This is a genomic window from Mycobacterium sp. 1245805.9 (genome assembly GCF_001672915.1).
In the GTDB taxonomy this organism is placed as follows: Bacteria; Actinomycetota; Actinomycetes; order Mycobacteriales; family Mycobacteriaceae; genus Mycobacterium.
The window spans coordinates 1-19,027 of the sequence record NZ_LZKR01000023.1 but is presented as its reverse complement, the minus strand read 5'-3'; the positions used below and the strand labels follow the sequence as shown (position 1 = coordinate 19,027).

Annotated in this window: 20 protein-coding genes; 11 read left to right on the top strand and 9 right to left on the bottom strand. The window is 69.3% G+C overall.

Annotated elements, in window-relative coordinates; translation table 11 throughout:
* Window positions 1–357: PPE family protein (locus A9X00_RS03570; RefSeq protein WP_156771915.1), on the bottom strand; the 357-nt coding region annotated here is incomplete at its 3' end.
* A 79-nt stretch (window positions 358–436) separates the two neighbouring features.
* Entirely contained in the window at window positions 437–1,081 is a 645-nt protein-coding gene (locus A9X00_RS03565) for a helix-turn-helix domain-containing protein (protein WP_067149284.1), read from the bottom strand.
* A gap of 79 nt (window positions 1,082–1,160) precedes the next feature.
* Here A9X00_RS03565 and A9X00_RS03560 point away from each other — a divergent pair, with 79 nt between their 5' ends.
* Genes A9X00_RS03560 through A9X00_RS03530 form a run of 7 tightly spaced genes read left to right on the top strand, consistent with a single transcriptional unit; the run spans window position 1,161 to window position 6,840 of the window.
* Window positions 1,161–2,696: an MFS transporter gene (locus A9X00_RS03560; RefSeq protein WP_067149282.1), complete on the top strand. Its 1,536-nt coding sequence runs from the start codon at window positions 1,161–1,163 to the stop codon at window positions 2,694–2,696.
* Between the two features lie 31 nt (window positions 2,697–2,727).
* Window positions 2,728–3,552: a class I SAM-dependent methyltransferase gene (locus A9X00_RS03555; protein ID WP_067149281.1), complete on the top strand. Its 825-nt coding sequence runs from the start codon at window positions 2,728–2,730 to the stop codon at window positions 3,550–3,552.
* Window positions 3,549–4,352 (top strand): class I SAM-dependent methyltransferase, encoded by an 804-nt coding sequence (locus A9X00_RS03550; RefSeq protein WP_067149279.1) that lies wholly within the window; start codon window positions 3,549–3,551, stop codon window positions 4,350–4,352. The genes A9X00_RS03555 and A9X00_RS03550 overlap by 4 nt, the downstream gene beginning before the upstream one ends.
* Window positions 4,349–5,233, top strand: a complete 885-nt coding sequence (locus A9X00_RS03545; protein ID WP_067149294.1) for an alpha/beta fold hydrolase — start codon at window positions 4,349–4,351, stop codon at window positions 5,231–5,233. The genes A9X00_RS03550 and A9X00_RS03545 overlap by 4 nt, the downstream gene beginning before the upstream one ends.
* On the top strand, window positions 5,230–5,646 hold the full coding sequence (locus A9X00_RS03540) for a DUF6632 domain-containing protein (protein WP_082974669.1): 417 nt from the start codon (window positions 5,230–5,232) through the stop codon (window positions 5,644–5,646). Before A9X00_RS03545 ends, A9X00_RS03540 begins: the two co-directional genes overlap by 4 nt.
* Window positions 5,647–5,652: 6 nt before the next feature.
* Complete coding sequence (locus tag A9X00_RS03535; protein ID WP_082974670.1) at window positions 5,653–6,156, top strand: DinB family protein; 504 nt, start codon at window positions 5,653–5,655, stop codon at window positions 6,154–6,156.
* 45 nt (window positions 6,157–6,201) lie between these two features.
* Window positions 6,202–6,840 carry an NAD(P)-dependent oxidoreductase gene (locus A9X00_RS03530; protein ID WP_067149277.1) on the top strand — a complete coding sequence of 213 codons (639 nt, stop codon included), beginning with the start codon at window positions 6,202–6,204 and terminating at the stop codon, window positions 6,838–6,840.
* Here A9X00_RS03530 and A9X00_RS03525 read toward each other — a convergent pair.
* On the bottom strand, window positions 6,824–7,960 hold the full coding sequence (locus A9X00_RS03525) for an NmrA family NAD(P)-binding protein (RefSeq protein WP_067149275.1): 1,137 nt from the start codon (window positions 7,958–7,960) through the stop codon (window positions 6,824–6,826). The two genes, A9X00_RS03530 and A9X00_RS03525, sit on opposite strands and share 17 nt — an antisense overlap.
* Before the next feature lie 109 nt (window positions 7,961–8,069).
* Here A9X00_RS03525 and A9X00_RS03520 point away from each other — a divergent pair, with 109 nt between their 5' ends.
* Genes A9X00_RS03520 through A9X00_RS03510 form a run of 3 tightly spaced genes read left to right on the top strand, consistent with a single transcriptional unit; the run spans window position 8,070 to window position 11,846 of the window.
* Window positions 8,070–8,690: a TetR/AcrR family transcriptional regulator gene (locus A9X00_RS03520; protein WP_067149274.1), complete on the top strand. Its 621-nt coding sequence runs from the start codon at window positions 8,070–8,072 to the stop codon at window positions 8,688–8,690.
* A 10-nt stretch (window positions 8,691–8,700) separates the two neighbouring features.
* The gene (locus A9X00_RS03515) at window positions 8,701–9,483 is read left to right on the top strand and encodes a beta-phosphoglucomutase family hydrolase (protein ID WP_369830707.1); all 783 of its coding nucleotides are present in this window, start codon (window positions 8,701–8,703) and stop codon (window positions 9,481–9,483) included.
* On the top strand, window positions 9,480–11,846 hold the full coding sequence (locus A9X00_RS03510; protein WP_067149272.1) for a glycoside hydrolase family 65 protein: 2,367 nt from the start codon (window positions 9,480–9,482) through the stop codon (window positions 11,844–11,846). Before A9X00_RS03515 ends, A9X00_RS03510 begins: the two co-directional genes overlap by 4 nt.
* Here A9X00_RS03510 and A9X00_RS03505 read toward each other — a convergent pair.
* Window positions 11,840–12,409: a TetR/AcrR family transcriptional regulator gene (locus tag A9X00_RS03505; protein WP_067149270.1), complete on the bottom strand. Its 570-nt coding sequence runs from the start codon at window positions 12,407–12,409 to the stop codon at window positions 11,840–11,842. The two genes, A9X00_RS03510 and A9X00_RS03505, sit on opposite strands and share 7 nt — an antisense overlap.
* Before the next feature lie 62 nt (window positions 12,410–12,471).
* Between A9X00_RS03505 and A9X00_RS03500 the strand changes: the two genes are divergently transcribed.
* The gene (locus tag A9X00_RS03500; protein WP_067149267.1) at window positions 12,472–13,389 is read left to right on the top strand and encodes a TauD/TfdA family dioxygenase; all 918 of its coding nucleotides are present in this window, start codon (window positions 12,472–12,474) and stop codon (window positions 13,387–13,389) included.
* Between the two features lie 10 nt (window positions 13,390–13,399).
* On the opposite strand, the gene A9X00_RS03495 is transcribed toward A9X00_RS03500, so the two are convergent.
* The 5 genes from A9X00_RS03495 to A9X00_RS03475 form a co-directional block, all read right to left on the bottom strand.
* Entirely contained in the window at window positions 13,400–15,136 is a 1,737-nt protein-coding gene (locus A9X00_RS03495; protein ID WP_067149264.1) for a GMC oxidoreductase, read from the bottom strand.
* Window positions 15,137–15,193: 57 nt separating this feature from the next.
* The gene (locus A9X00_RS03490; RefSeq protein WP_067149263.1) at window positions 15,194–16,012 is read right to left on the bottom strand and encodes a DedA family protein; all 819 of its coding nucleotides are present in this window, start codon (window positions 16,010–16,012) and stop codon (window positions 15,194–15,196) included.
* Entirely contained in the window at window positions 16,009–16,902 is an 894-nt protein-coding gene (locus A9X00_RS03485; RefSeq protein WP_067149261.1) for a 1-acyl-sn-glycerol-3-phosphate acyltransferase, read from the bottom strand. Before A9X00_RS03485 ends, A9X00_RS03490 begins: the two co-directional genes overlap by 4 nt.
* A gap of 137 nt (window positions 16,903–17,039) precedes the next feature.
* Window positions 17,040–18,167: a GuaB3 family IMP dehydrogenase-related protein gene (locus A9X00_RS03480; protein ID WP_067149286.1), complete on the bottom strand. Its 1,128-nt coding sequence runs from the start codon at window positions 18,165–18,167 to the stop codon at window positions 17,040–17,042.
* Between the two features lie 14 nt (window positions 18,168–18,181).
* Window positions 18,182–19,027: IMP dehydrogenase (locus A9X00_RS03475; RefSeq protein WP_197515041.1), on the bottom strand; the 846-nt coding region annotated here is incomplete at its 5' end.

The window sequence follows — 19,027 nt, the reverse complement described above, 5'->3', positions numbered from 1 at the left end:
CGACAGCAACTGACTGCGGTTGGCCGAAACGGCCGCCGGATGCGTGGTCGCCGCCCTGGCCGCCTCGAAGATCGCCGCCGTCGCATTGGCGTTTGCGGCCGCGCCGGCGGCCTGGGCGGCCGACCCGTTGAGCCACTGCGCGTACTGAGTGGCCACGGCCGCCATGGCCGCCGAGGCCGGACCCTGCCAGGGTCCGTCCGCCAGGCCCGAGGTCAACGACGAAAACGACTCCGCCGCCGACCCCAACTCGTCGCCCAACCCGGCCCAGCTCGCCGCGGCGGCCAACATCGGCCCCGAGCCGGCACCGGTATACATCTGCGCGGACGTCACCTCTGGTGGCAGCACCGCAAAATTCATCACAGCCGTCCCTTGTCTCGAAGGCGATACGACTGTATTGCAGTGTGGGCCGAAAAGCCTCGAAATTGGGAAAGTCGATTTATAGGAGCGCGAACGCCCGGCGCACCGCGTCGACGGCGTCGGGGTCGCCGTCGAGATCGATGCGCCGCAGCGCCGCCCGCCGCTTGGCCTCGCTCGCGCCGAGACGCGCGGTGACCAGGTCCGCGGCGCTGGCGGTGATCTTCACCGAAGGCTCGTGACGAGCGCCGGCGAGCCGCCCCTGCGTCACGGCGAATTCGAAACGGCGGCCGTCGATTTCGATGCGGATCGTCGCCTCCAGGCCGATCGCCCCGACCGAATCGAAGCCCAGCAGGATGCCGGCCAGGAAGCCGTTCAACGGCGTAACTGGGCCATCGCCGATCGGGTCGAGCCGGTCCAGGCCGAACCACGCGACGCTCCGCAGGACGGGCAGCGCCCGCTGCCAGCCCATGTCGCTGAGGGTGTATACGGTGCGCCCGATCGGGGCGGGCAGATCGGTCCGGTCGACGAGCCCCGCCTCCTGCAGCTCCTTGAGACGCTCGGCCAGGAGGTTGGTCGCGATGCCGGGGAGCGCGTCGCGCAGGTCGCCGTAGCGGCGGGATCCGCCAACCAACTCGCGCAGGATCAGCAGCGTCCACCGCTCGCCGAGGACGTCCAGTCCACGCGCGATCGGGCAGTTCTGGTTGTAGTTCCTGCGGGGCGCCATGACCCCACCCTACCTCAGCTAGATATGTTTTTCAACTTACTACTTGATTTATTTGTCTATGAGTTTTAGAGTCTTGCCCATGAGTACCGAACCCATCTTCCGCAACCGCCCGATCGCCGCGCTCGCCGTCATCTGCCTCGGCGTCTTCGTCATCAGCGTCGACGCCACCATCGTCAACGTCGCGCTGCCCACCCTGTCCCGCGAACTCGGCGCCGACACCGCCCAGCTGCAATGGATCGTCGACGCCTACACCCTGGTCATGGCCGGACTGCTGCTATCGGCCGGCAGCCTGTCCGACCGCTACGGCAGGCGGGGCTGGCTCAACTCCGGACTGGCGCTCTTCGCGCTCACCTCCGCCGTTGCCGCGCAAGTGAATTCGGCCGACGCGCTGATCGCGGCCCGCGCCGCGATGGGCGTCGGCGCGGCGGTGATCTTCCCGACCACACTCGGGCTGATCACCAACATCTTCACCGACCCGGTGCCGCGCGCCAAGGCGATCGGTCTGTGGGCAGCCATGGTCGGCGTCGGGGTCGCCGTGGGCCCGATCAGCGGCGGCTGGCTGCTCGAACACTTCTGGTGGGGCTCGATCTTCATGGTCAACATCCCCATCGCGGCCGTGGCCATCGCCGGCGGCATCCTGTTCGTCCCGAGCTCGCGCGACCCCGTGGCGCCCCGCGTCGACGTCCCCGGCCTGATCCTGTCCGCGGTCGGCATCACGACGCTGGTCTACACCGTCATCGAGGCGCCCACCTGGGGATGGACCAACGCTAAGACGACGGCCGGATTCGCCCTCTCCACAGCCGTTCTCGCCGGGTTCGCGGCGTGGGAGCGGCGCAGCACCCACCCGATGCTGGACGTGTCGGTCTTCGCCAATCGGCGGTTCTCCGGCGGCAGCCTGGCGGTGACCGCCGGCTTCCTGACCCTGTTCGGGTTCATCTTCGTGATCACGCAGTACTTCCAATTCATCAAGGACTACACCGCGTTTCAGGCCGGAGTGCGCCTGCTTCCCGTCGCCGCCTCCATCGCGTTGGCCAGCATCCTGGGACCCCGGCTGGTGGAACGAATCGGCAGCACCGCCGTCGTCGCAGGCGGCCTGACCGTGTTCGCCGCCGGACTGGCGTGGGCGTCCACGGCGGACGCCGCCACGCCCTACGTCCAGATCGCCATGCAGATGCTGCTGCTCGGCGGTGGCCTGGGCCTGACCGTTTCGCCGGCCACCGAGGCCATCATGGGATCGCTGTCGGTCGACAAGGCCGGCGTCGGCTCGGCCGTCAACGACACCACACGTGAACTCGGCGGCACCCTCGGCGTCGCCATCGCGGGCAGCGTCTTCGCGTCGGTGTACTCCGGACGCCTCGGCACCACCGCGTTGACCGGCTTGCCCGTCGACGCGATGCGGCACTCGATGGCGGTGGCGCACACCGTGATCGGGCGACTGCCCATCCAACAGGCGGGCCCGGTCCGCGCCGTCGTTGATCGCGCCTTCCTGGACGGCATGCAGGTGAGCTCCCTGGTGTGCGCGGGAATCGCGCTGGGCGCCGCCATCGTCGTGGCCTGGCTCCTGCCGGCCCGCGCGCGGCTGGCGACGCCGTTTCCCGAACTGGCCAAGGCCTAAGGCCACCCAACCGAAGAAAGGCACGAAACCAATGAGTACAACCGAAAGCAGCTATGTCCTCGGGCACGCCGACGTGGAGGTGCAGCGGCTGCTCCTGCAGGGACGGCTTTACGACGGCTACACCGAGCACGCGCTGCGGCTCGCCGGGCTGCGTCCGGGCATGCGGGTCCTAGATATCGGCAGCGGCCCCGGCGACGTGTCGTTCGTCGCCGCCCGGCTGGTCGGCCCGACCGGAAGCGTGCTCGGCGTTGACGCCTCGGCCGCGATGGTCGAGCTGGCCCGCGCCCGCGCCACCGAAAAGGGCTTGGCCACCGTGCGTTTCACAGAGGCCACGGTCGACGCGATCGACCTGGACGAACCCGTCGACGCGGTGGTCGGCCGGCTGATCCTGATGCACCTGCCCGACCCGGCCGCCACGCTGCGCCGCCTGAGCTCCCTGGTGCGCCCCGGCGGCGTGCTCGCGTTCGCCGAGATCGACATCACCCGGGCGCGCAGCGTCCCGGAGCTGCCGCTGTTCAGCGAGGTGATTGCGGGCATCGTCCGCGGCTTCGAGGCCATGGGCCTCAGCCCGCGGTTCGGCACCACGCTGCACACGGTCTTCGCCGACGCCGGCCTGGGGACACCGCGGTTGGCCATCGGTGCGCCGATCGGCACCGCCGCCGACGTCGACCTCCTCGCCTACGGCGCGGAGGTCTGGCGGCTCGTCTCGCCCATCGCCGAACAAGGCGGCTTCGGCCTCGACGATCTCGGTGACATCGGCGAGTTCGTGCCGCGTTTCCGCACGCAGGCGCTGGCGGCCGACGCCCTCATCACGATGCCCTCCATCATCACCGCGTGGGCCGAGGTGCGGAAATGACCGACACAATCCAGGCCCAGTACTCGACCGGCCTGTCCCGCAACAACATCGAGCGTGCGCTGCGCAGCGCCGGATTGGACGCCGGCCACCTGGCGCCCGCCGACCTGGCGATGCTGGAGGACTTCCACACTATGGGCCGCATCGCCACCGCCCAACTGGTCGACCTGGCTGGGATCACCAATGACAGCGACGTCCTCGACGCCGGCAGCGGCGTCGGCGGCACCGCGCGCTACGTCGCCGACCGTTTCGGCGCCCGGGTCGCCGCGGTGGATCTCACCGACGAATACTGCGACACCAACCGCTGGCTCAACGGGCTCGTCGGCCTCGACGGCCTGATATCGGTTCGTCAGGCCGACGTCACCGAACTCCCCTTCGCCGACGGCACTTTCGACGTCGCCATCAGCCAGCACGTCCAGATGAACGTGGCCGACAAGGCACGCCTGTACTCCGAGTCACATCGGGCGCTCAAGGGCGGCGGACGACTCGCCTTGTGGGACATCACGATTGGCGACGGCGGCGAGCTCACCTATCCCCTGCCCTGGGCCGACGAACCCGCGCGCAGCCACCTGGTGACCCCCGACGAGCTGCGCGCCACGCTCGAATCCGCGGGTTTCACCGTCACAGCGTGGAACGACCTCACCGAACAGGCGGCCGCGCTCATGCAGGCCATCCTTGCCCAGCCCGACGGCCCGCTGGGCCTGCACGCCTTCGTCACCGACTTCCGCCGAAAGGCCGAAAACCTGACCCGGGCCCTGGCCGACGGGCGGCTGCGCGCCATCCAGGCGGTGTGCGAACGATGAACGCCACCAACGAGATTCCGGACCAACGCTACACGCTGGCGTGGAGCGGCGGCCGCGGCGAGGTCAGGTTCCTGAAGCGCTCCGACGGGTCCCGGTTGCGCTACTTCACCGCGGGAAACGGCCCGCCGCTCGTCCTGCTGCACACCGTGCGCACCCAGCTGGACTACTTCCAGCGCGTCGTGCCCGCACTGTGGGACGACTTCACGGTGTACGCCCTGGACCTACCGGGGATGGGGTGGTCCGACGTCATCCCCGGGGCGCGCTACGGCGAGCCCGAATTGCGCGGCGCCGTCGTCGAATTCGTCGAGAGCCTGGGCCTGCGTGATGTCACCCTGGCAGGCGAATCGATGGGCGGCGCGCTCGCCCTGTTGGCCTCCATAGAGCTGACGGACCGGGTGAAGGGCGTGATCGCGTTCAATCCCTACGACTACCCGGGAGGCCTCGAGCGCGGCAACTGGTTTGCCCGCGTGATCGGGACCGGCGTCCGCTGGCCGGGCACGGGACCGATCTTCGCCGCGCTCGAGAATCGCCTCATCCTGCGCGGTGTGCTGGCCGGCGGGTTCGCCGACCGCCACGCGTTGCCGAAGGACTTCCTCGTCGAGCTGCGCCGCAGCGGCCGCCGGCGCGGCTACCCCCGGGTGAATCGGGCCATCATGCGCATCCTGCCCGGGCTGATCGATGCGAAAAGTCGCTACGCGCAGGTGAATACCCCGGTCACGCTGGTCTACAGCGAACGGGATTGGTCGCGTCCGGCGGATCGGGACGAGGTCGCCCGCCTCCTCGGCGTCCGGGCCGTCACGGTTGCCGGGGCCGGCCACTTCTCGGCCCTGGAACGCCCCACCGAGATGGTCCGCATCATCCGGCAGGGCGCCGGTTCGTGAACCAGACCCGCGCCGCGTCGTGGCTGCCGGCGATGATCCGGCTGACCGCCGTCGGCTATCTGCTGTTCTTCTTGCCCGACCTGGTGTTCGCGATAACCCATCGAATCAACGCGCTCTTCGACTGGGGCTCCGGAGGCGACACGATCGCCGTCATGTTCGCGACCGTCTACATCGTCTGGGCGCTGTTCCTGTTCGCGTCGGCCCGCGACCCGCTCGCGAACCGGCTCTTCCTCGACTTCAACCTCACCGCGAACGCCGCGCACTTCGCCGCCATGCTCGTCATGGCCGTCACCATGCGCGACGAGCACCACCACCTGGCGGGCGTGATCGCGCTCGGGCTGCTCACCACCGTCCCGTTGGCCGCGTGCTGGCTTCCGGTTCGGCGCCGTGGCAAGTCGGTGAATCCTCCATAAGCTGTGCTGGTGGAACGGTGCGAGGAGTGCGGGTACGCCTACGACCTGTCCACAGCGACGTGCGCCGCCGACGAAATCGTCGCCGGCGTTGCCGAATTGGCGCGGCTGCTGACCACGACCGAGCGACACACCCTGACGCGTCGCAGCGCGCCGGAGCGGTGGTCGCCGCTGGAGTATGCCTGCCACGTCCGCGACGTATTGATCACCCAGCGTGAGCGGGTGCTGCTAGCCCGCCGCGTCGATGTGCCCGCCGCCGTGCCGATGGGCCGCGACGAGCGCGTGGCCCACGAGGGATACGCGCAGAGCGATCCGGCCGAGGTCGCCGAGGAGGTGACGATCGCGGCGCGGCTGCTGGCGAACGCCCTACGCCGGCTCGACACCCGCGACTGGGAGCTCCGCATCGTCTACAACTGGCCGCACCGCACCGAGCGGACGCTGCGCTGGGTGGCCGTCAACACGCTGCACGACGTGCGCCACCACCTGCTGGACATACACCGCCAGCTCGCCTGAGTCGACCCGCGATGAGTTTCGGCGAATCGTCGCCTCCATATCGAGATGACGACAATTGCAATTTTCGGGGCGACCGGATACTCCGGCGGGAACATCGCCGAGGAGGCGCTGTCCCGCGGGCACCGCGTGATCGCGGTGGCCCGCAACACCGGCCCGTTGGCCGGCCGCACCGACATGGACGTCCGGCAGGGCTCGTTGTTCGATGAGCGGTTCGTCCGGGATATCGCGGTCGACGTGGACGTCGTTGTGGTCGCCTTGCCGGCGCACGGCAGCGGCCTGGCCGAATACATCCCGACGCTGGGACGCATTGCCACCGACAACGCGGTGCGCATCGGCGTGGTGGGTGGTGCCGGCAACCTGCGGGTTGCGCCCGGCGGACCGCGCGCGCTGGACACGCCAATCTTCCCCGAGGAGTTCCGGGAGGATGGCATCGCGCACGCGGAGGTGTTGGAGCGGCTGCGCGCATTGCCCGACGGGGTGGACTGGTTCAGCCTTTCGCCACCGGCGGTGTACAACGCCGAAAACCGCGGCGAGCGCACCGGGATCTTCCGCGTCGGCGAGGATGTGCTCCTCGCCGACGCGGATGGCAATTCCCGGATTGGCGGCGCCGACTACGCCATCGCCTTTGTCGACGAAATCGACAACCCGAGGCATCACCGAGCGCTCTTCACCGCCGCATACTGACCGCGGATGACTCAGGCACGCCGCTTGGGCCGAACCGGTAGCGGGCCGGGTCGACCGACGGGGCGTGCTCGCCGCGCCACACGGCCGATTCCGCCGAATACCGGGGCCGGTCGGGCTGCGGATGTTGCTGGCGCCTGTCGAAGCGGTCGAGCCGGTGCGCCGGCACCAGCCCGGTCAGCATGAGATTCCCGATCTCGCGCAACACTTTCCCCGGGGTGCGCCGCGTGTCCGCCGCGTTGACGTAGCGGCGCGCGATGGTGAGAAAGTCCTCGGGCTCGACGCCGGCGACGTCACGCACATCGGTGGTCGGTCCGCCCACCTCCCAGGCTCCGAGGGCGGTCTCGGGCAGGTAGTGGCGCAACCCGGACTCGAAATACGTGTCGACTCCGAGCCGCTTGGCATTCACGTGCACCGCCCGCATGAACATCCACGGGGGCATTTCCATCAGGCGGACCCGCCGCCCCATGACCTCACCCACTATCTCCGCGATCTCGGTGCCGGACAATAGCTTTGGCCCGGTCGGACGGTATGCGCGACCGTCATGGCGATGCGGGTCGAGCAGTGCGCCCACCGCGACCCGGGCGATGTCCTCGTTGGACGGCGGCGCGTTGAGTCGTCCCCCGGTCGTCGGCGCCGGCAACACCCCGAGCTGCGCGACAACGGGCAGCGCCACGAAGTAGTTGTCGGCGAAGAAGCCGGGATCGACCGCGACGTGGGCGGTGTCCGGCAACAGCCGAAACAGCTTGTCGGCCAACCAGTGCTGGCGCGTCATCAGCGACGGATGCTCGGGACTGGCCAGCCACTGGCCCAGCGCCACCACGGCCTCGACGCCGGCGTCGCGCGCGGCCACGGCGAAGCTGACCGCGCTGTCGAGCGCGTGCGGGTGATACGGCGGGTTGAAGAACAACCGATCCACGCCGTCGACCGCCGCCTGAACCTGTTGAATGTCAAGCATATCCGCCACCACGACCTCGGCGCCCAACGCCCGCAACCGGGCACTGCGCGCGTCGTCGCGCCGCACCAATGCCCGCGTCGCCAAGCCCTTTTCCAGCAATTGCGCCGCCACCGCGCCGCCGACCTTTCCCGTCGCGCCGGTGACCAGCACCCGTGTGTTCGTCATCGAAATTCCTTCCCTCATTGAATCGGAATGTGACCGATGGTTACATCCGCAGTATGCGACCGGGATGTGACCGTTGTCAACATTTCGGCGGGCATGAGATCGTGATGGCATGACTTCCGTCGGCCCCCCGACCAAAAAGGGCTACCACCACGGCGCGTTGCAGGCGGCCCTGGTCGAGGCGAGCATCGCGCTAGCCCGCGAGGGCGGACCCGATCGGGTGATCCTGCGCGAGGCGGCCCGCGCCGCCGGGGTGTCGCACTCGGCCGCCTACCGCCACTTCGCCGATCGCGAGGCGCTGCTGGCCGAGGTGTCGAGCTACGCGCGCGGCGAGCTCGCCGCGCAGATGCGGCGGCGCGTCAATCGCGCTAGTGACCCTCGCAAGAGGCTGCGCGCGGTCGGCGCCGCCTACATCGACTTCGCGATGTCCGAGCCGGGACTGTTTCGTGCCGCGTTCACCTCGCATCCCGCGACGTCCCCCGAGCCGACGGACACCACCGCCGACCCGTTCGGGGTGCTCGGCAAGGTGCTCGACGAGGCCCAGGCCGCCGGCCTGCTGGACGCGCGCCGCCGGCCGGGGGCCGAAATCGCCGCCTGGTCGGCGGTGCACGGCCTGGCCTGCCTGCTGCTGGACGGACCGCTACCCAAAAGCCCCGCCGCCGTCCGGTTCGCACGGGCCCAGGTGTTCGACCTCATCGAGCGCGGCCTGCTGACCCTGGCGGCACACGGGTAAGCGTGATGGAGTGGATATCGCCCGACCCCGAAACCCGAGAGTGAGGAACACCGTGCTGGGTCTGCCGGAGAAGGTGCGCGCCTGCCTGTTCGACCTCGACGGGGTGCTCACCGATACCGCGAGCGTGCACACCAAGGCCTGGAAGGCCATGTTCGACGCCTACCTGGCCGAGCGGGCCAAGCGAACGGGGGACGAATTCGTCCCCTTCGACGCGGCCGCCGACTACCGCAAGTACGTCGACGGCAAGAAGCGCGAGGACGGCGTCCGGTCGTTTCTGGAGAGCCGGGGGATCGAGCTGCCCGACGGCGATCCGGACGACACCGGCGACGCCGAGACGATCTACGGCCTCGGCAACCGCAAGAACGACATGTTCCAGAAGGTCCTGCGCGACGACGGGGTGGAGGTGTTCGAGGGATCGCGCCGCTACCTGGAGGCGGTCTCGGCCGCGGGCCTCGGCATCGCGGTGGTGTCCTCGAGCGCCAACACCCGCGACGTCCTCGAGATCACCGGCCTCGACCGGTTCGTCCAGAAGCGGGTGGACGGCGTCACGCTGCGCGACGAGCACATCGCGGGCAAGCCGGCCCCCGACTCCTACCTGCGCGGGGCCGAGCTGCTCGACGTCCCCGCCGGCGCCGCGGCCGTCTTCGAGGACGCCCTGTCCGGCGTGCAGGCCGGCCGGGCCGGTAACTTCGGCTACGTGGTGGGCGTCGACCGGGTGGGCCAGGCCGAGGACCTGCGCCGCAACGGCGCCGACGTGGTGGTCACCGATCTCGCCGACCTCTTGCAGTCATGATCACCGAAGAGTGCTACCCCGTCGAACCGTGGCAGATCCGCGAGACGCGGCTCGACCTGAACCTGCTGGCCCAGTCGGAGTCGCTGTTCGCCCTGTCCAACGGGCACATCGGGCTTCGCGGCAACCTCGACGAGGGCGAGCCGCACGGGCTGCCGGGCACCTACCTCAACTCCTTCTACGAGATCCGGCCACTGCCGTACGCCGAGGCCGGCTTCGGCTACCCGGAGGCGGGCCAGACGCTCGTCGACGTCACCAACGGCAAGATCATTCGGCTGTTGGTCGAGGACGAGCCGTTCGACGTGCGCTACGGCGAGCTGCTCTCCCACGAGCGGGTGCTCGACCTGCGCGCCGGGACGCTGACCCGCCGCGCGCACTGGCGCTCGCCCAACGGCAAGCAGATCCGGGTCGTGTCCACCCGGCTGGTCTCGCTGGCCCAGCGCGGCGTCGCCGCCATCGAGTACGTCGTCGAGGCGGTCGAGGACTTCGTGCGGGTGACCGTGCAGTCCGAGCTGGTCACCAACGAGGACCAGCCCGAGACCTCCGACGACCCGCGGGTATCGGCGATCCTGGAGAACCCACTCGAGGCCGTCGACCACGAAAACACCGACACCGGAGCGCTTCTCATGCACCGGACCCGGGCCAGCGCGCTGATGATGGCCGCCGCGATGGACCACGAGATCGACGTGCCCGGCCGCGTCGAGTTCAGCACCGACGCCCGCCCCGACCTCGCGCGCACCACGGTGATCTGCGGGCTGCGCCCCGGGCAGAAGCTGCGCATCGTCAAGTACCTGGCGTACGGCTGGTCGAGCATGCGCTCCCGCCCGGCGCTGCGCGATCAGGCCGCCGCCGCGATCCACAGCGCCCGCTACACCGGCTGGGAGGGCCTGCTGGACGCGCAGCGGACCTACCTCGACGACTTCTGGCAGAACGCCGACGTCGAGGTGGAGGGCGACCCCGAATCCCAGCAAGCCGTGCGGTTCGGGATGTTCCACCTGCTGCAGGCCAGCGCGCGCGCCGAGCGCCGCGCCATCGCCGCCAAGGGGCTCACCGGAACCGGCTACGACGGCCACGCCTTTTGGGACACAGAGGGTTACGTGTTGCCCGTGCTGAGCTACACCGCGCCGCACACCGTCGCCGACGCGCTGCGGTGGCGGGCGTCGACGCTGGATCTGGCCAAGGAGCGCGCGGCCGAGCTCGGCCTCGACGGCGCCAGCTTCCCCTGGCGGACCATCCGCGGGCAGGAGTGCTCGGCCTACTGGCCGGCGGGCACGGCGGCCTGGCACATCAACGCCGACATCGCGATGGCCTTCGAGCGGTACCGCATCGTCACCGGCGACCACGAGCTGGAGCGGGAGTGCGGGCTGCGGGTGCTGGTCGAGACCGCCCGGCTGTGGATGTCGCTCGGGCACCACGACCGGCACGGCGTCTGGCACCTCGACGGCGTCACCGGTCCCGACGAATACACGGCGATCGTGCGCGACAACGTCTTCACCAACCTGATGGCGGCGCACAACCTGGTCACGGCCGCCGACGCGTGCAACCGCCACCCCGAGGAGGCGGAGGCGCTCGACGTCACCAACGAGGAGACGGCCGCCTGGCGCGACGCCGCCGGCGCCGTCAACATTCCCTACGACGCGGAGCTCGGCGTCCATCAGCAGTGCGAGGGCTTCACCACCTTCGCCGAATGGGACTTCGAGAAGAACACCACCTATCCCCTGCTGCTGCACGAGGCCTACGTGCGGCTCTACCCCGCGCAGGTGATCAAGCAGGCCGACCTCGTGCTGGCGATGCAGTGGCAGAGCCACGCGTTCACGCCAGAACAGAAGGCGCGCAACGTCGACTACTACGAGCGGCGCATGGTGCGCGACTCGTCGCTGTCGGCCTGCTCGCAGGCCGTGATGTGCGCCGAGGTCGGCCATTTGGAGCTGGCCCACGACTACGCCTACGAGGCAGCGCTGATCGACCTGCGCGACCTGCACCACAACACCCGCGACGGTTTGCACATGGCCTCGCTGGCCGGGGCCTGGATGACACTGGTCGTCGGGTTCGGCGGCCTGCGCGACGACGAGGGCGTCCTGTCCCTGGATCCCCTACTGCCCGACGGCATTTCGCGGCTACGGTTCCGGCTGCGCTGGCGGGACTTCCGGCTGACCGTCGACGTCAACCACTCCGAAGTCACCTACACGGTGCACGACGGGCCCGACCACGACCTGGAAATCCGGCACGCCGGCGAACAGCTGACCCTGCACACCGATGCGCCGACGACCGTGGCGGTGCACATCCGCAAGCCGCTGCTTCCGGCGCCGCAGCAGCCGCCGGGCCGCGAACCGCTGCACCGGCGCGCGCTGGCCCGGACTCAGTGAGGCGCGACGATGCGGGCCACCTCGGCCTGCACCGCCTCGCGTAATTCGTCGTCGCTAAGCTCGTCAAGCCCGGCGGCCGAGCGCAGGAAGGGCGCGAACAGCCGCCAACCCAGTTGCAGCGCAAAACCATTGGCCACCGCCAGGCGGGCGCTACGGTCGTCCTCGTGGGTCGGGCGGAACCGGTCGAACAACAGGGCGGCTCCCGGAAACCGCGACTGCAACTTGCCCGCGGGATAGCCGTCGAGCAGCGTGCGGGCCATCACCCGCATGTGCCGGTCCAGCGCCCGCTCCGCCTCGGGAGCCGACGCGTCGGCCTCCAGCAACGCGGTCGTCGTCGCGCCTAGGTGATCGAGCACGGCGCCCACCAACTGGTCCTTGGCGCCGAAGTACCGGAACACCAGGCCGTGGTTGACCTTCGATCGCGCGGCGATGTCGCGGATCGAAGTGGCCGCAGGACCGCGCTCGGCGAACAGGTCGGTGGCGGCCTCCAGAATCGCCGCGACCACCTCTTCCCGGCCGGTGGGAACATCCGTGCGCGCGACACTTGCGGAACCCTTAGTCATGTGACTACACTAACTTGTTAGTCAAGTGACTACAACCGAGTTACGGCAAAAGGACCACTGAAATGACAGATGCGGTGACCGTCACCAAGCTGGGCAGCCGGATCGGCGCCCGTATCGACGGAGTGAAACTGGGCGGCGACCTCGACCAGGCCACCGTCAGGGAGATCCGCGCAGCCCTGTTGGCCCACAAGGTGATCTTCTTCCGCGGGCAGGACCACCTCGACGACGAAGGGCAGCTCGAGTTCGCGCGGCTGCTCGGCACGCCGATCGGCCACCCCGCGGCCGCCTTCCTGGCCGCCAAGGAGGCACCGATCATCACGCCCATCAACTCCGAGTACGGCAAGGCGACGCAGTGGCACACCGACGTCACCTTCGCCGCGAACTACCCCGCGGCCTCGATCCTGCGCGCGGTCACGCTGCCCAGCTATGGCGGCTCGACGCTGTGGGCCTCCACCGCCGCGGCCTACGACACCCTGCCCGAGCCGCTCAAATGGCTGGTCGACGACATGTGGGCACTGCACACCAACCGATACGACTACATCACCCCCGAGTCGATCGAGGCGATGAGCGACTCCCAGAAGGCCTTCCGCCAGGCGTTCGAGAAAAAGGAGTTCCGGACCGAGCACCCGGTGGTGCGGGTGCACCCGGAGACCGGTGAGCGGACGCTGGTGCTCGGCAATTTCGTGCGCGGGTTTGTCGGGTTGGACAGCTACGAATCGACGGTGCTGCTGGAGTTGCTGCAACGGCGAATCACCATGCCCGAGAACACCATTCGCTGGACCTGGAGCTACGGCGACGTCGCCATCTGGGACAACCGGGCCACGCAACACCGCGCCATCGACGACTACGACGGCCAGCATCGGCTGATGCACCGGGTCACGCTGATGGGCGATGTGCCCGTCAGCGTGCACGGGCAACGCAGCCGCGTCGTCAGCGGCGCCCCGCTCGATGCCAACACACCCCAGGAGATCGCAAGCTGACTTGAGGGGTTCAGCCTGCGGTGCTGATGGGGTCACTCGGTAGCCAGCGCAACGCGCCCGGCGCATGCGCTGGCACCACCGGGTGGGCGGGCGGAATCGGGGACAGCCTGCGGTAGGTGTCGCCCTGCAGCGGGCGCACGTCGTTCTCGCCCTTGTTCGGCCACAGCGACGCGGCCCGCTCGGCCTGCGCGGTGATGGACAGCGACGGGTTGACGCCCAGGTTCGCCGAGATCGCCGCGCCGTCCACCACGAACAGAGTGGGGTAGCCGTATACCCGGTGATAGGGGTCGATGACGCCGCTTTCGGGACCGTCGCCGATCACCGCGCCGCCGAGGAAGTGCGCCGTCAGCGGGATGTTGAACAGCTCGCCCCAGGTGCCGCCGGCCACGCCGTCGATCTTCGCGGCGATGCGGCGGGTGACCTCGTTGCCGACCGGGATCCACGAGGGGTTCGGCTCGCCGTGCCCCTGTTTGCTGGAATACCAACGGATTCCGGTCTTGCCGCGCTTGGTGAACGTGGTGATCGAGTTGTCCAGGTGCTGCATCACCAGCGCGATCACCGTGCGTTCGCTCCACTGCTTGGGATTGAGCAGTCGCAGCATCAGCTTCGGGTTCTCGCCGGCCTGGTCCAGCAGCTGCTTCCAGCGCGGGGTGTCGGTGCCGCCGGGGCCGTGCCCGTCGGTCATCAGCGTCTGCAGCAGCCCCATCGCGTTGGAACCCTTGCCGTAGCGGACGGGCTCGACGTGGGTGTCCGAGGTCGGGTGGATCGACGACGTGATCGCCACCCCGTGCGTGAGGTCCAGGTCGGGCTTCACCTCCAGCGTCGCGGCGCCGACGATCGACTCGGAGTTGGTGCGGGTCAGCACGCCCAGCCGTTCGGACAGGCGCGGCAGCTTGCCCTTGTCGCGCATCTTGAACAGCAGGTGCTGCGTTCCCCAGGTGCCCGCGGCCAGGATCAGGTGCGAGGCGGTGTAGGTGCGCCGGTCGCGGCGCAGCCAACTTCCGGTGCGCACCGCCCGGACCTCCCACAACCCGTCGGGACGCTGCTCGAAGCCCTTCACCGTCGTCATCGGAATGACTTGTGCGCCATTGGATTCCGCTAGGCCGAGGTAGTTCTTCACCAGCGTGTTCTTGGCGCCGTAGCGGCACCCGGTCATGCAGCAGCCGCATTCCAGGCAGCCGGTCCGATCTGGGCCGGCGCCGCCGAAGTAGGGGTCCGGCACGGTCTTGCCGGGCGCCTTGGTGCCGTCCGGGCCGAAGAACACGCCCACCGGGGTCGGGACGAAGGTGTCGCCGCATCCCATCTCGTCGGCGACTTCCTTCATGAGCCGGTCGGCGTCGGTGAACGTCGGGTTCTCCACCACGCCCAGCATCCGTTGCGCCTGCTCGTAGTGCGGCATCAACTCGTCGCGCCAGTCGGTGATGTGCGACCACTGCCGGTCCTTGAAGAACGGCTCCGGCGGCACGTACAGGGTGTTGGCATAGTTGAGCGAACCGCCGCCGACCCCGGCGCCGGCCAGGATCATCACGTTGCGCAGCGGGTGGATCCGCTGGATGCCATAGCAACCGAGCTTGGGCGCCCACAAGAACTTGCGCAGGTCCCAGGAGGTCTCGGCGAATTCCTCATCCGAGAAGCGGCGGCCGGCCTCCAGCACGCCCACCCGGTAGCCCTTTTCCGTCAGCCGCAGCGCGCTGACGCTGCCCCCAAACCCCGACCCGATGATCAGGACGTCGTAATCCGGCTTCATGGCACCAGTATGGCCTTACCGGCCGGTAGCAAACCAGGGGCTCCGGGCCGCCCTGGGTCAGGCGCCGCGCAGCTGGCGTTGCCGAGTGCGCCTTCCTACCAGCAGGCGGCGGATCGCGCCCAGCGCCGGCGCCGCCAGCATCACCGCCGGCATCGCGAGCAGCAGCACGGGACCGCCGCCAGGACCACCCGCCATCATGACGAGTCCCCCGATGGCAACGGCTACGACTGGAAGCGCCTCCCACTTGCGGAAGGGCTTGTCGACCCTCAGCCCCGTCGGCCCGCTTTGGCGCTTGCGTAACACGATGCGACGCGCCGCGGCCACAGCCGGCGCGAGGAGTACTACTGCCGGCATCGCGAGCATCAATTCGGGACCGGCGACCCAGCTGCCGATCACGATGACGGTCGCCCAGACGGCAGCGGCCAGGGCCGAGAGGGCCACGAACTCGCCAAGGGGCGTCTTAGCGGCGCCCAGCACGGCGGGAACCAGACCTCTTGTAGGGGGAATCCAGCGCTGGATGAAGAGTGCACTCATCGTTCCTTGGCGTTGAACACGCTGCTGTGCGTTCATAATGCGGCGGCGCGAACGCCGAAAGATGTGCAGCCGCAGCAATTTCGGGCCGAACCATCGGCCAAGCCAGTAACTGAGCACGTCCCCCAGCACCGATCCCGCCACCGCGACCGCCACGAGCGTCACGATCGAGACCCGACCGCTGCCCGCGAGCACGATTACCGTCAACAGGATTGGTTCGGCGACGATCACCAACCCAAGCAGGGGAACACCCGAGGCAACGACGACCGCCGCAAGCAAGGCATACAGCCAGGGGCCGGTCAGCAGTTCGGGCAAACTACCGAACGGAAGCATGTCGCCGGTCATCCGGCGTCGGCGCAGCGTCGGTCGGCTGCGCTGGCAGGCGGTTGCGCGGCGCGACGGCGTGCCAACGGGTTCAGCCTGCGGTAGGGGTCCTCCGCGCGGATCTTGAGCAGATCGGCGAGCACGGTTTCCAAGGACGTTTGGGTCGCCTCCTTGACAAGGGCGACCCATCGGTCGTCGGACGCGCCGGCCGGCTTGGTCGTGTCGACTTGCATGCCGAAGCGCAGATACATCCGTCGCGGGCGGGGGATCAGCGTGGGTCCGATGCCGTGCATGAGCGGCATCGGCATGTCTTTGCGGCCGGTGATCTTTTCGCTCAGGGCCAGACTGAGCTGTCCCCATCGGCTGTCGCGGGACAAGAAGCTTCGATACATGTCGTCGCTGCCGACCAGGCCGACCGGCACGATCGGGTAGTCGTTGGCAATGGCCACCCGGGCGAACCCGGCCCGTCCGCGCCAGTCCAGGGTGTGCTCCTCGCCCTTGAATTTGGCGATCTCGCGCCCGCCGCCGGGAAAGACGAGGATGGTTTCGTTGTTTCGCATCAATTCATGAGCGTTTTCGGGCGCCCCGACGACGGCGCCGTAAGCGGCGGCCAAGTCAGCGATGGGCCCGCGCATATTGCCCATTCCCCGCTCGGCCAGCGGCCGCACCCGGGTTCCAATGGCTCGCCGGACGAAGTGGGAGATCAAGAACACCTCCATCCCTCCTTGGGTATGGTTGCCCACCAGCAGGAAGCGGCCATCCCGCGGCAGGCCTTCGAGGCCCTCGACATACGGGCGGCAGAAATCGACGACAGGCTCGCCCCTGCTGCTGACCGAATCGAGAACGCGCCGCAGCGTCTGCACCCGCGCAGGCTGGTCGATGATCTGTTCGGGTCTTACGGGAATGGCCATGGCCCTCGCCTACTCCAATCGTTAGTTCGCCCTAAGTCGGCCAACGTGACGTCCCCAAATTAGCAAACGAATTAGTTCGTTTGCCTGAAGTCATCCTGAAGAAACGGCATCCCGATCTGTGTCGCCGCTGGCGAGAATCAGCCGCCGACGGTCAGGCCGACCTTCTGGAACTCCTTGAGGTCGCAGTAGCCGGCCTTGGCCATCGACCGGCGCAGGCCGCCGACCAGGTTCAGGCTGCCGAACGGGTCGTCGGACGGCCCGCCCAGCACCCGCTCCAGCGGCGGCCGCTCACCCACGGCGATCTGCAGCAACGCCCCGCGCGGCAGCGACGGGTGCGCCGCCGCGGCCGGCCAGAACCACCCGCCCCCGAGGGCCTCGGCGGCCTCGGACAGCGGCGTGCCCAGCATCACCGCGTCGGCGCCGCAGGCGATCGCCTTGGCCAGCTCGCCGGAGGTGTGGATGTCGCCGTCGGCCAGCACGTGCACGTACCGGCCGCCGGTCTCGTCGAGGTATTCGCGGCGGGCGGCGGCGGCGTCGGCGATTGCGGTGGCCATGGGCACGCTGATGCCCAGCACCTCGTCGCTGGTGGTCACGCCCCGGGTGGAGCCGTAGCCGACGATCACCCCGGCGGCGCCGGTGCGCATCAGGTGCAGCGCGGTGCGGTGGTCGAGCACCCCGCCGGCGACCACCGGCACGTCGAGCTCGGAGATGAAGGTCTTCAGGTTCAGCGGCTCACCGTCGCTGGCCACCCGCTCGGCGGACACGATCGTGCCCTGGATGACCAGCAGGTCGATCCCGGCCTGCAGCAGCACCGGCGTCAGCGCCTGGGCGTTTTGCGGGCTGACCCGCACCGCGGTGATCACCCCCGCCTCGCGGATGCGTGCCACCGCCGAGCCCAGGAGGTCCGGGTCCAGCGGGGCCGCGTGCAGTTCCTGCAGCAGCCGGATCGCCGCCGACGGCTCGGGCTCCTTTTCGGCGGCCTCGAGCAGTTGGGCGATCTTGGCCTCGACGTCGGCGTGCCGGCCGATCAGCCCCTCGCCGTTGAGCACGCCCAGCCCGCCGAGCCGGCCCAGCTCGATCGCGAACTCCGGCGACACCAAAGCGTCTGTGGGATGGGCGATTACGGGGATCTCGAAGCGGTAGGCGTCGAGCTGCCACGCCGTCGACACGTCCTTGGACGAGCGGGTGCGCCGCGACGGCACGATGCTGATCTCGCTCAGTTCATACGTGCGACGGGCGACTCTGCCCATGCCGATCTCGACCATTGCCAGTTCGCTGTTCACCGCACGAAATAGTTCGGCGCTTCGACCGTCATGGCGACATCGTGCGGGTGGCTCTCGCGCAGCCCGGCCGCCGTGATCCGGACGAACTGCGCCTGCTGCAGCACCTCGATGGTGGGCGAGCCGGTGTAGCCCATCGCGGCGCGCAGGCCGCCGGTGAGCTGGTGGATCACTGAGGACAGCGGTCCGCGGAACGGCACCCGGCCCTCGATGCCCTCGGGCACCAGCTTGTCCTCGCTCAACGCGTCGTCGGCGAAGTAGCGGTCCTTCGAGTAGGACTTGCCGCCGGCCGACCCGCCGGCGCCCCGGCCCGCCATCGCGCCCAGCGATCCCATGCCCCGGTAGCTCTTGAACTGCTTGCCGTTGACGAAGATCAGCTCGCCGGGCGCCTCGGCGGTGCCGGCCAGCAGCGAGCCGAGCATGGTCGTCGACGCGCCGGCGGCCAGCGCCTTGGCGATGTCACCGGAGTACTGCAGTCCCCCGTCGGCGATGACCGGCACGCCGGCCGGGCGGCAGGCCGCGACGGCCTCCAGGATCGCGGTGATCTGCGGCGCCCCGACGCCGGCCACCACCCGCGTCGTGCAGATCGATCCCGGGCCCACCCCAACCTTGACCGCGTCGGCCCCGGCCTCGACGAGCGCGGCGGCGGCGGCCCGGGTGGCGACGTTGCCGCCGATGATCTCGACGCGCTCGCCGACCTCGGCCTTGAGTTTGCCGACCATGTCGAGCACCAGCCGGTTGTGGGCGTGCGCGGTGTCCACGATCAGCACGTCGACGCCGGCGTCGACCAGCATCATGGCGCGGACCCCGGCGTCCCCGCCCCCGCCGCCCGCCGCGCCGCCCAG

What these genes read in the sequence shown, in the direction of transcription:
- A9X00_RS03565 (WP_067149284.1), bottom strand. Translation starts at nt 1,081, where the DNA reads ATGGCGCCCCGCAGGAACTACAACCAGAACTGCCCGATCGCGCGTGGA.
- A9X00_RS03560 (WP_067149282.1), top strand. Translation starts at nt 1,161, where the DNA reads ATGAGTACCGAACCCATCTTCCGCAACCGCCCGATCGCCGCGCTCGCC.
- A9X00_RS03555 (WP_067149281.1), top strand. Translation starts at nt 2,728, where the DNA reads ATGAGTACAACCGAAAGCAGCTATGTCCTCGGGCACGCCGACGTGGAG.
- A9X00_RS03550 (WP_067149279.1), top strand. Translation starts at nt 3,549, where the DNA reads ATGACCGACACAATCCAGGCCCAGTACTCGACCGGCCTGTCCCGCAAC.
- A9X00_RS03545 (WP_067149294.1), top strand. Translation starts at nt 4,349, where the DNA reads ATGAACGCCACCAACGAGATTCCGGACCAACGCTACACGCTGGCGTGG.
- A9X00_RS03530 (WP_067149277.1), top strand. Translation starts at nt 6,202, where the DNA reads ATGACGACAATTGCAATTTTCGGGGCGACCGGATACTCCGGCGGGAAC.
- A9X00_RS03525 (WP_067149275.1), bottom strand. Translation starts at nt 7,960, where the DNA reads ATGACGAACACACGGGTGCTGGTCACCGGCGCGACGGGAAAGGTCGGC.
- A9X00_RS03520 (WP_067149274.1), top strand. Translation starts at nt 8,070, where the DNA reads ATGACTTCCGTCGGCCCCCCGACCAAAAAGGGCTACCACCACGGCGCG.
- A9X00_RS03510 (WP_067149272.1), top strand. Translation starts at nt 9,480, where the DNA reads ATGATCACCGAAGAGTGCTACCCCGTCGAACCGTGGCAGATCCGCGAG.
- A9X00_RS03505 (WP_067149270.1), bottom strand. Translation starts at nt 12,409, where the DNA reads ATGACTAAGGGTTCCGCAAGTGTCGCGCGCACGGATGTTCCCACCGGC.
- A9X00_RS03500 (WP_067149267.1), top strand. Translation starts at nt 12,472, where the DNA reads ATGACAGATGCGGTGACCGTCACCAAGCTGGGCAGCCGGATCGGCGCC.
- A9X00_RS03495 (WP_067149264.1), bottom strand. Translation starts at nt 15,136, where the DNA reads ATGAAGCCGGATTACGACGTCCTGATCATCGGGTCGGGGTTTGGGGGC.
- A9X00_RS03490 (WP_067149263.1), bottom strand. Translation starts at nt 16,012, where the DNA reads ATGACCGGCGACATGCTTCCGTTCGGTAGTTTGCCCGAACTGCTGACC.
- A9X00_RS03485 (WP_067149261.1), bottom strand. Translation starts at nt 16,902, where the DNA reads ATGGCCATTCCCGTAAGACCCGAACAGATCATCGACCAGCCTGCGCGG.
- A9X00_RS03480 (WP_067149286.1), bottom strand. Translation starts at nt 18,167, where the DNA reads ATGGTCGAGATCGGCATGGGCAGAGTCGCCCGTCGCACGTATGAACTG.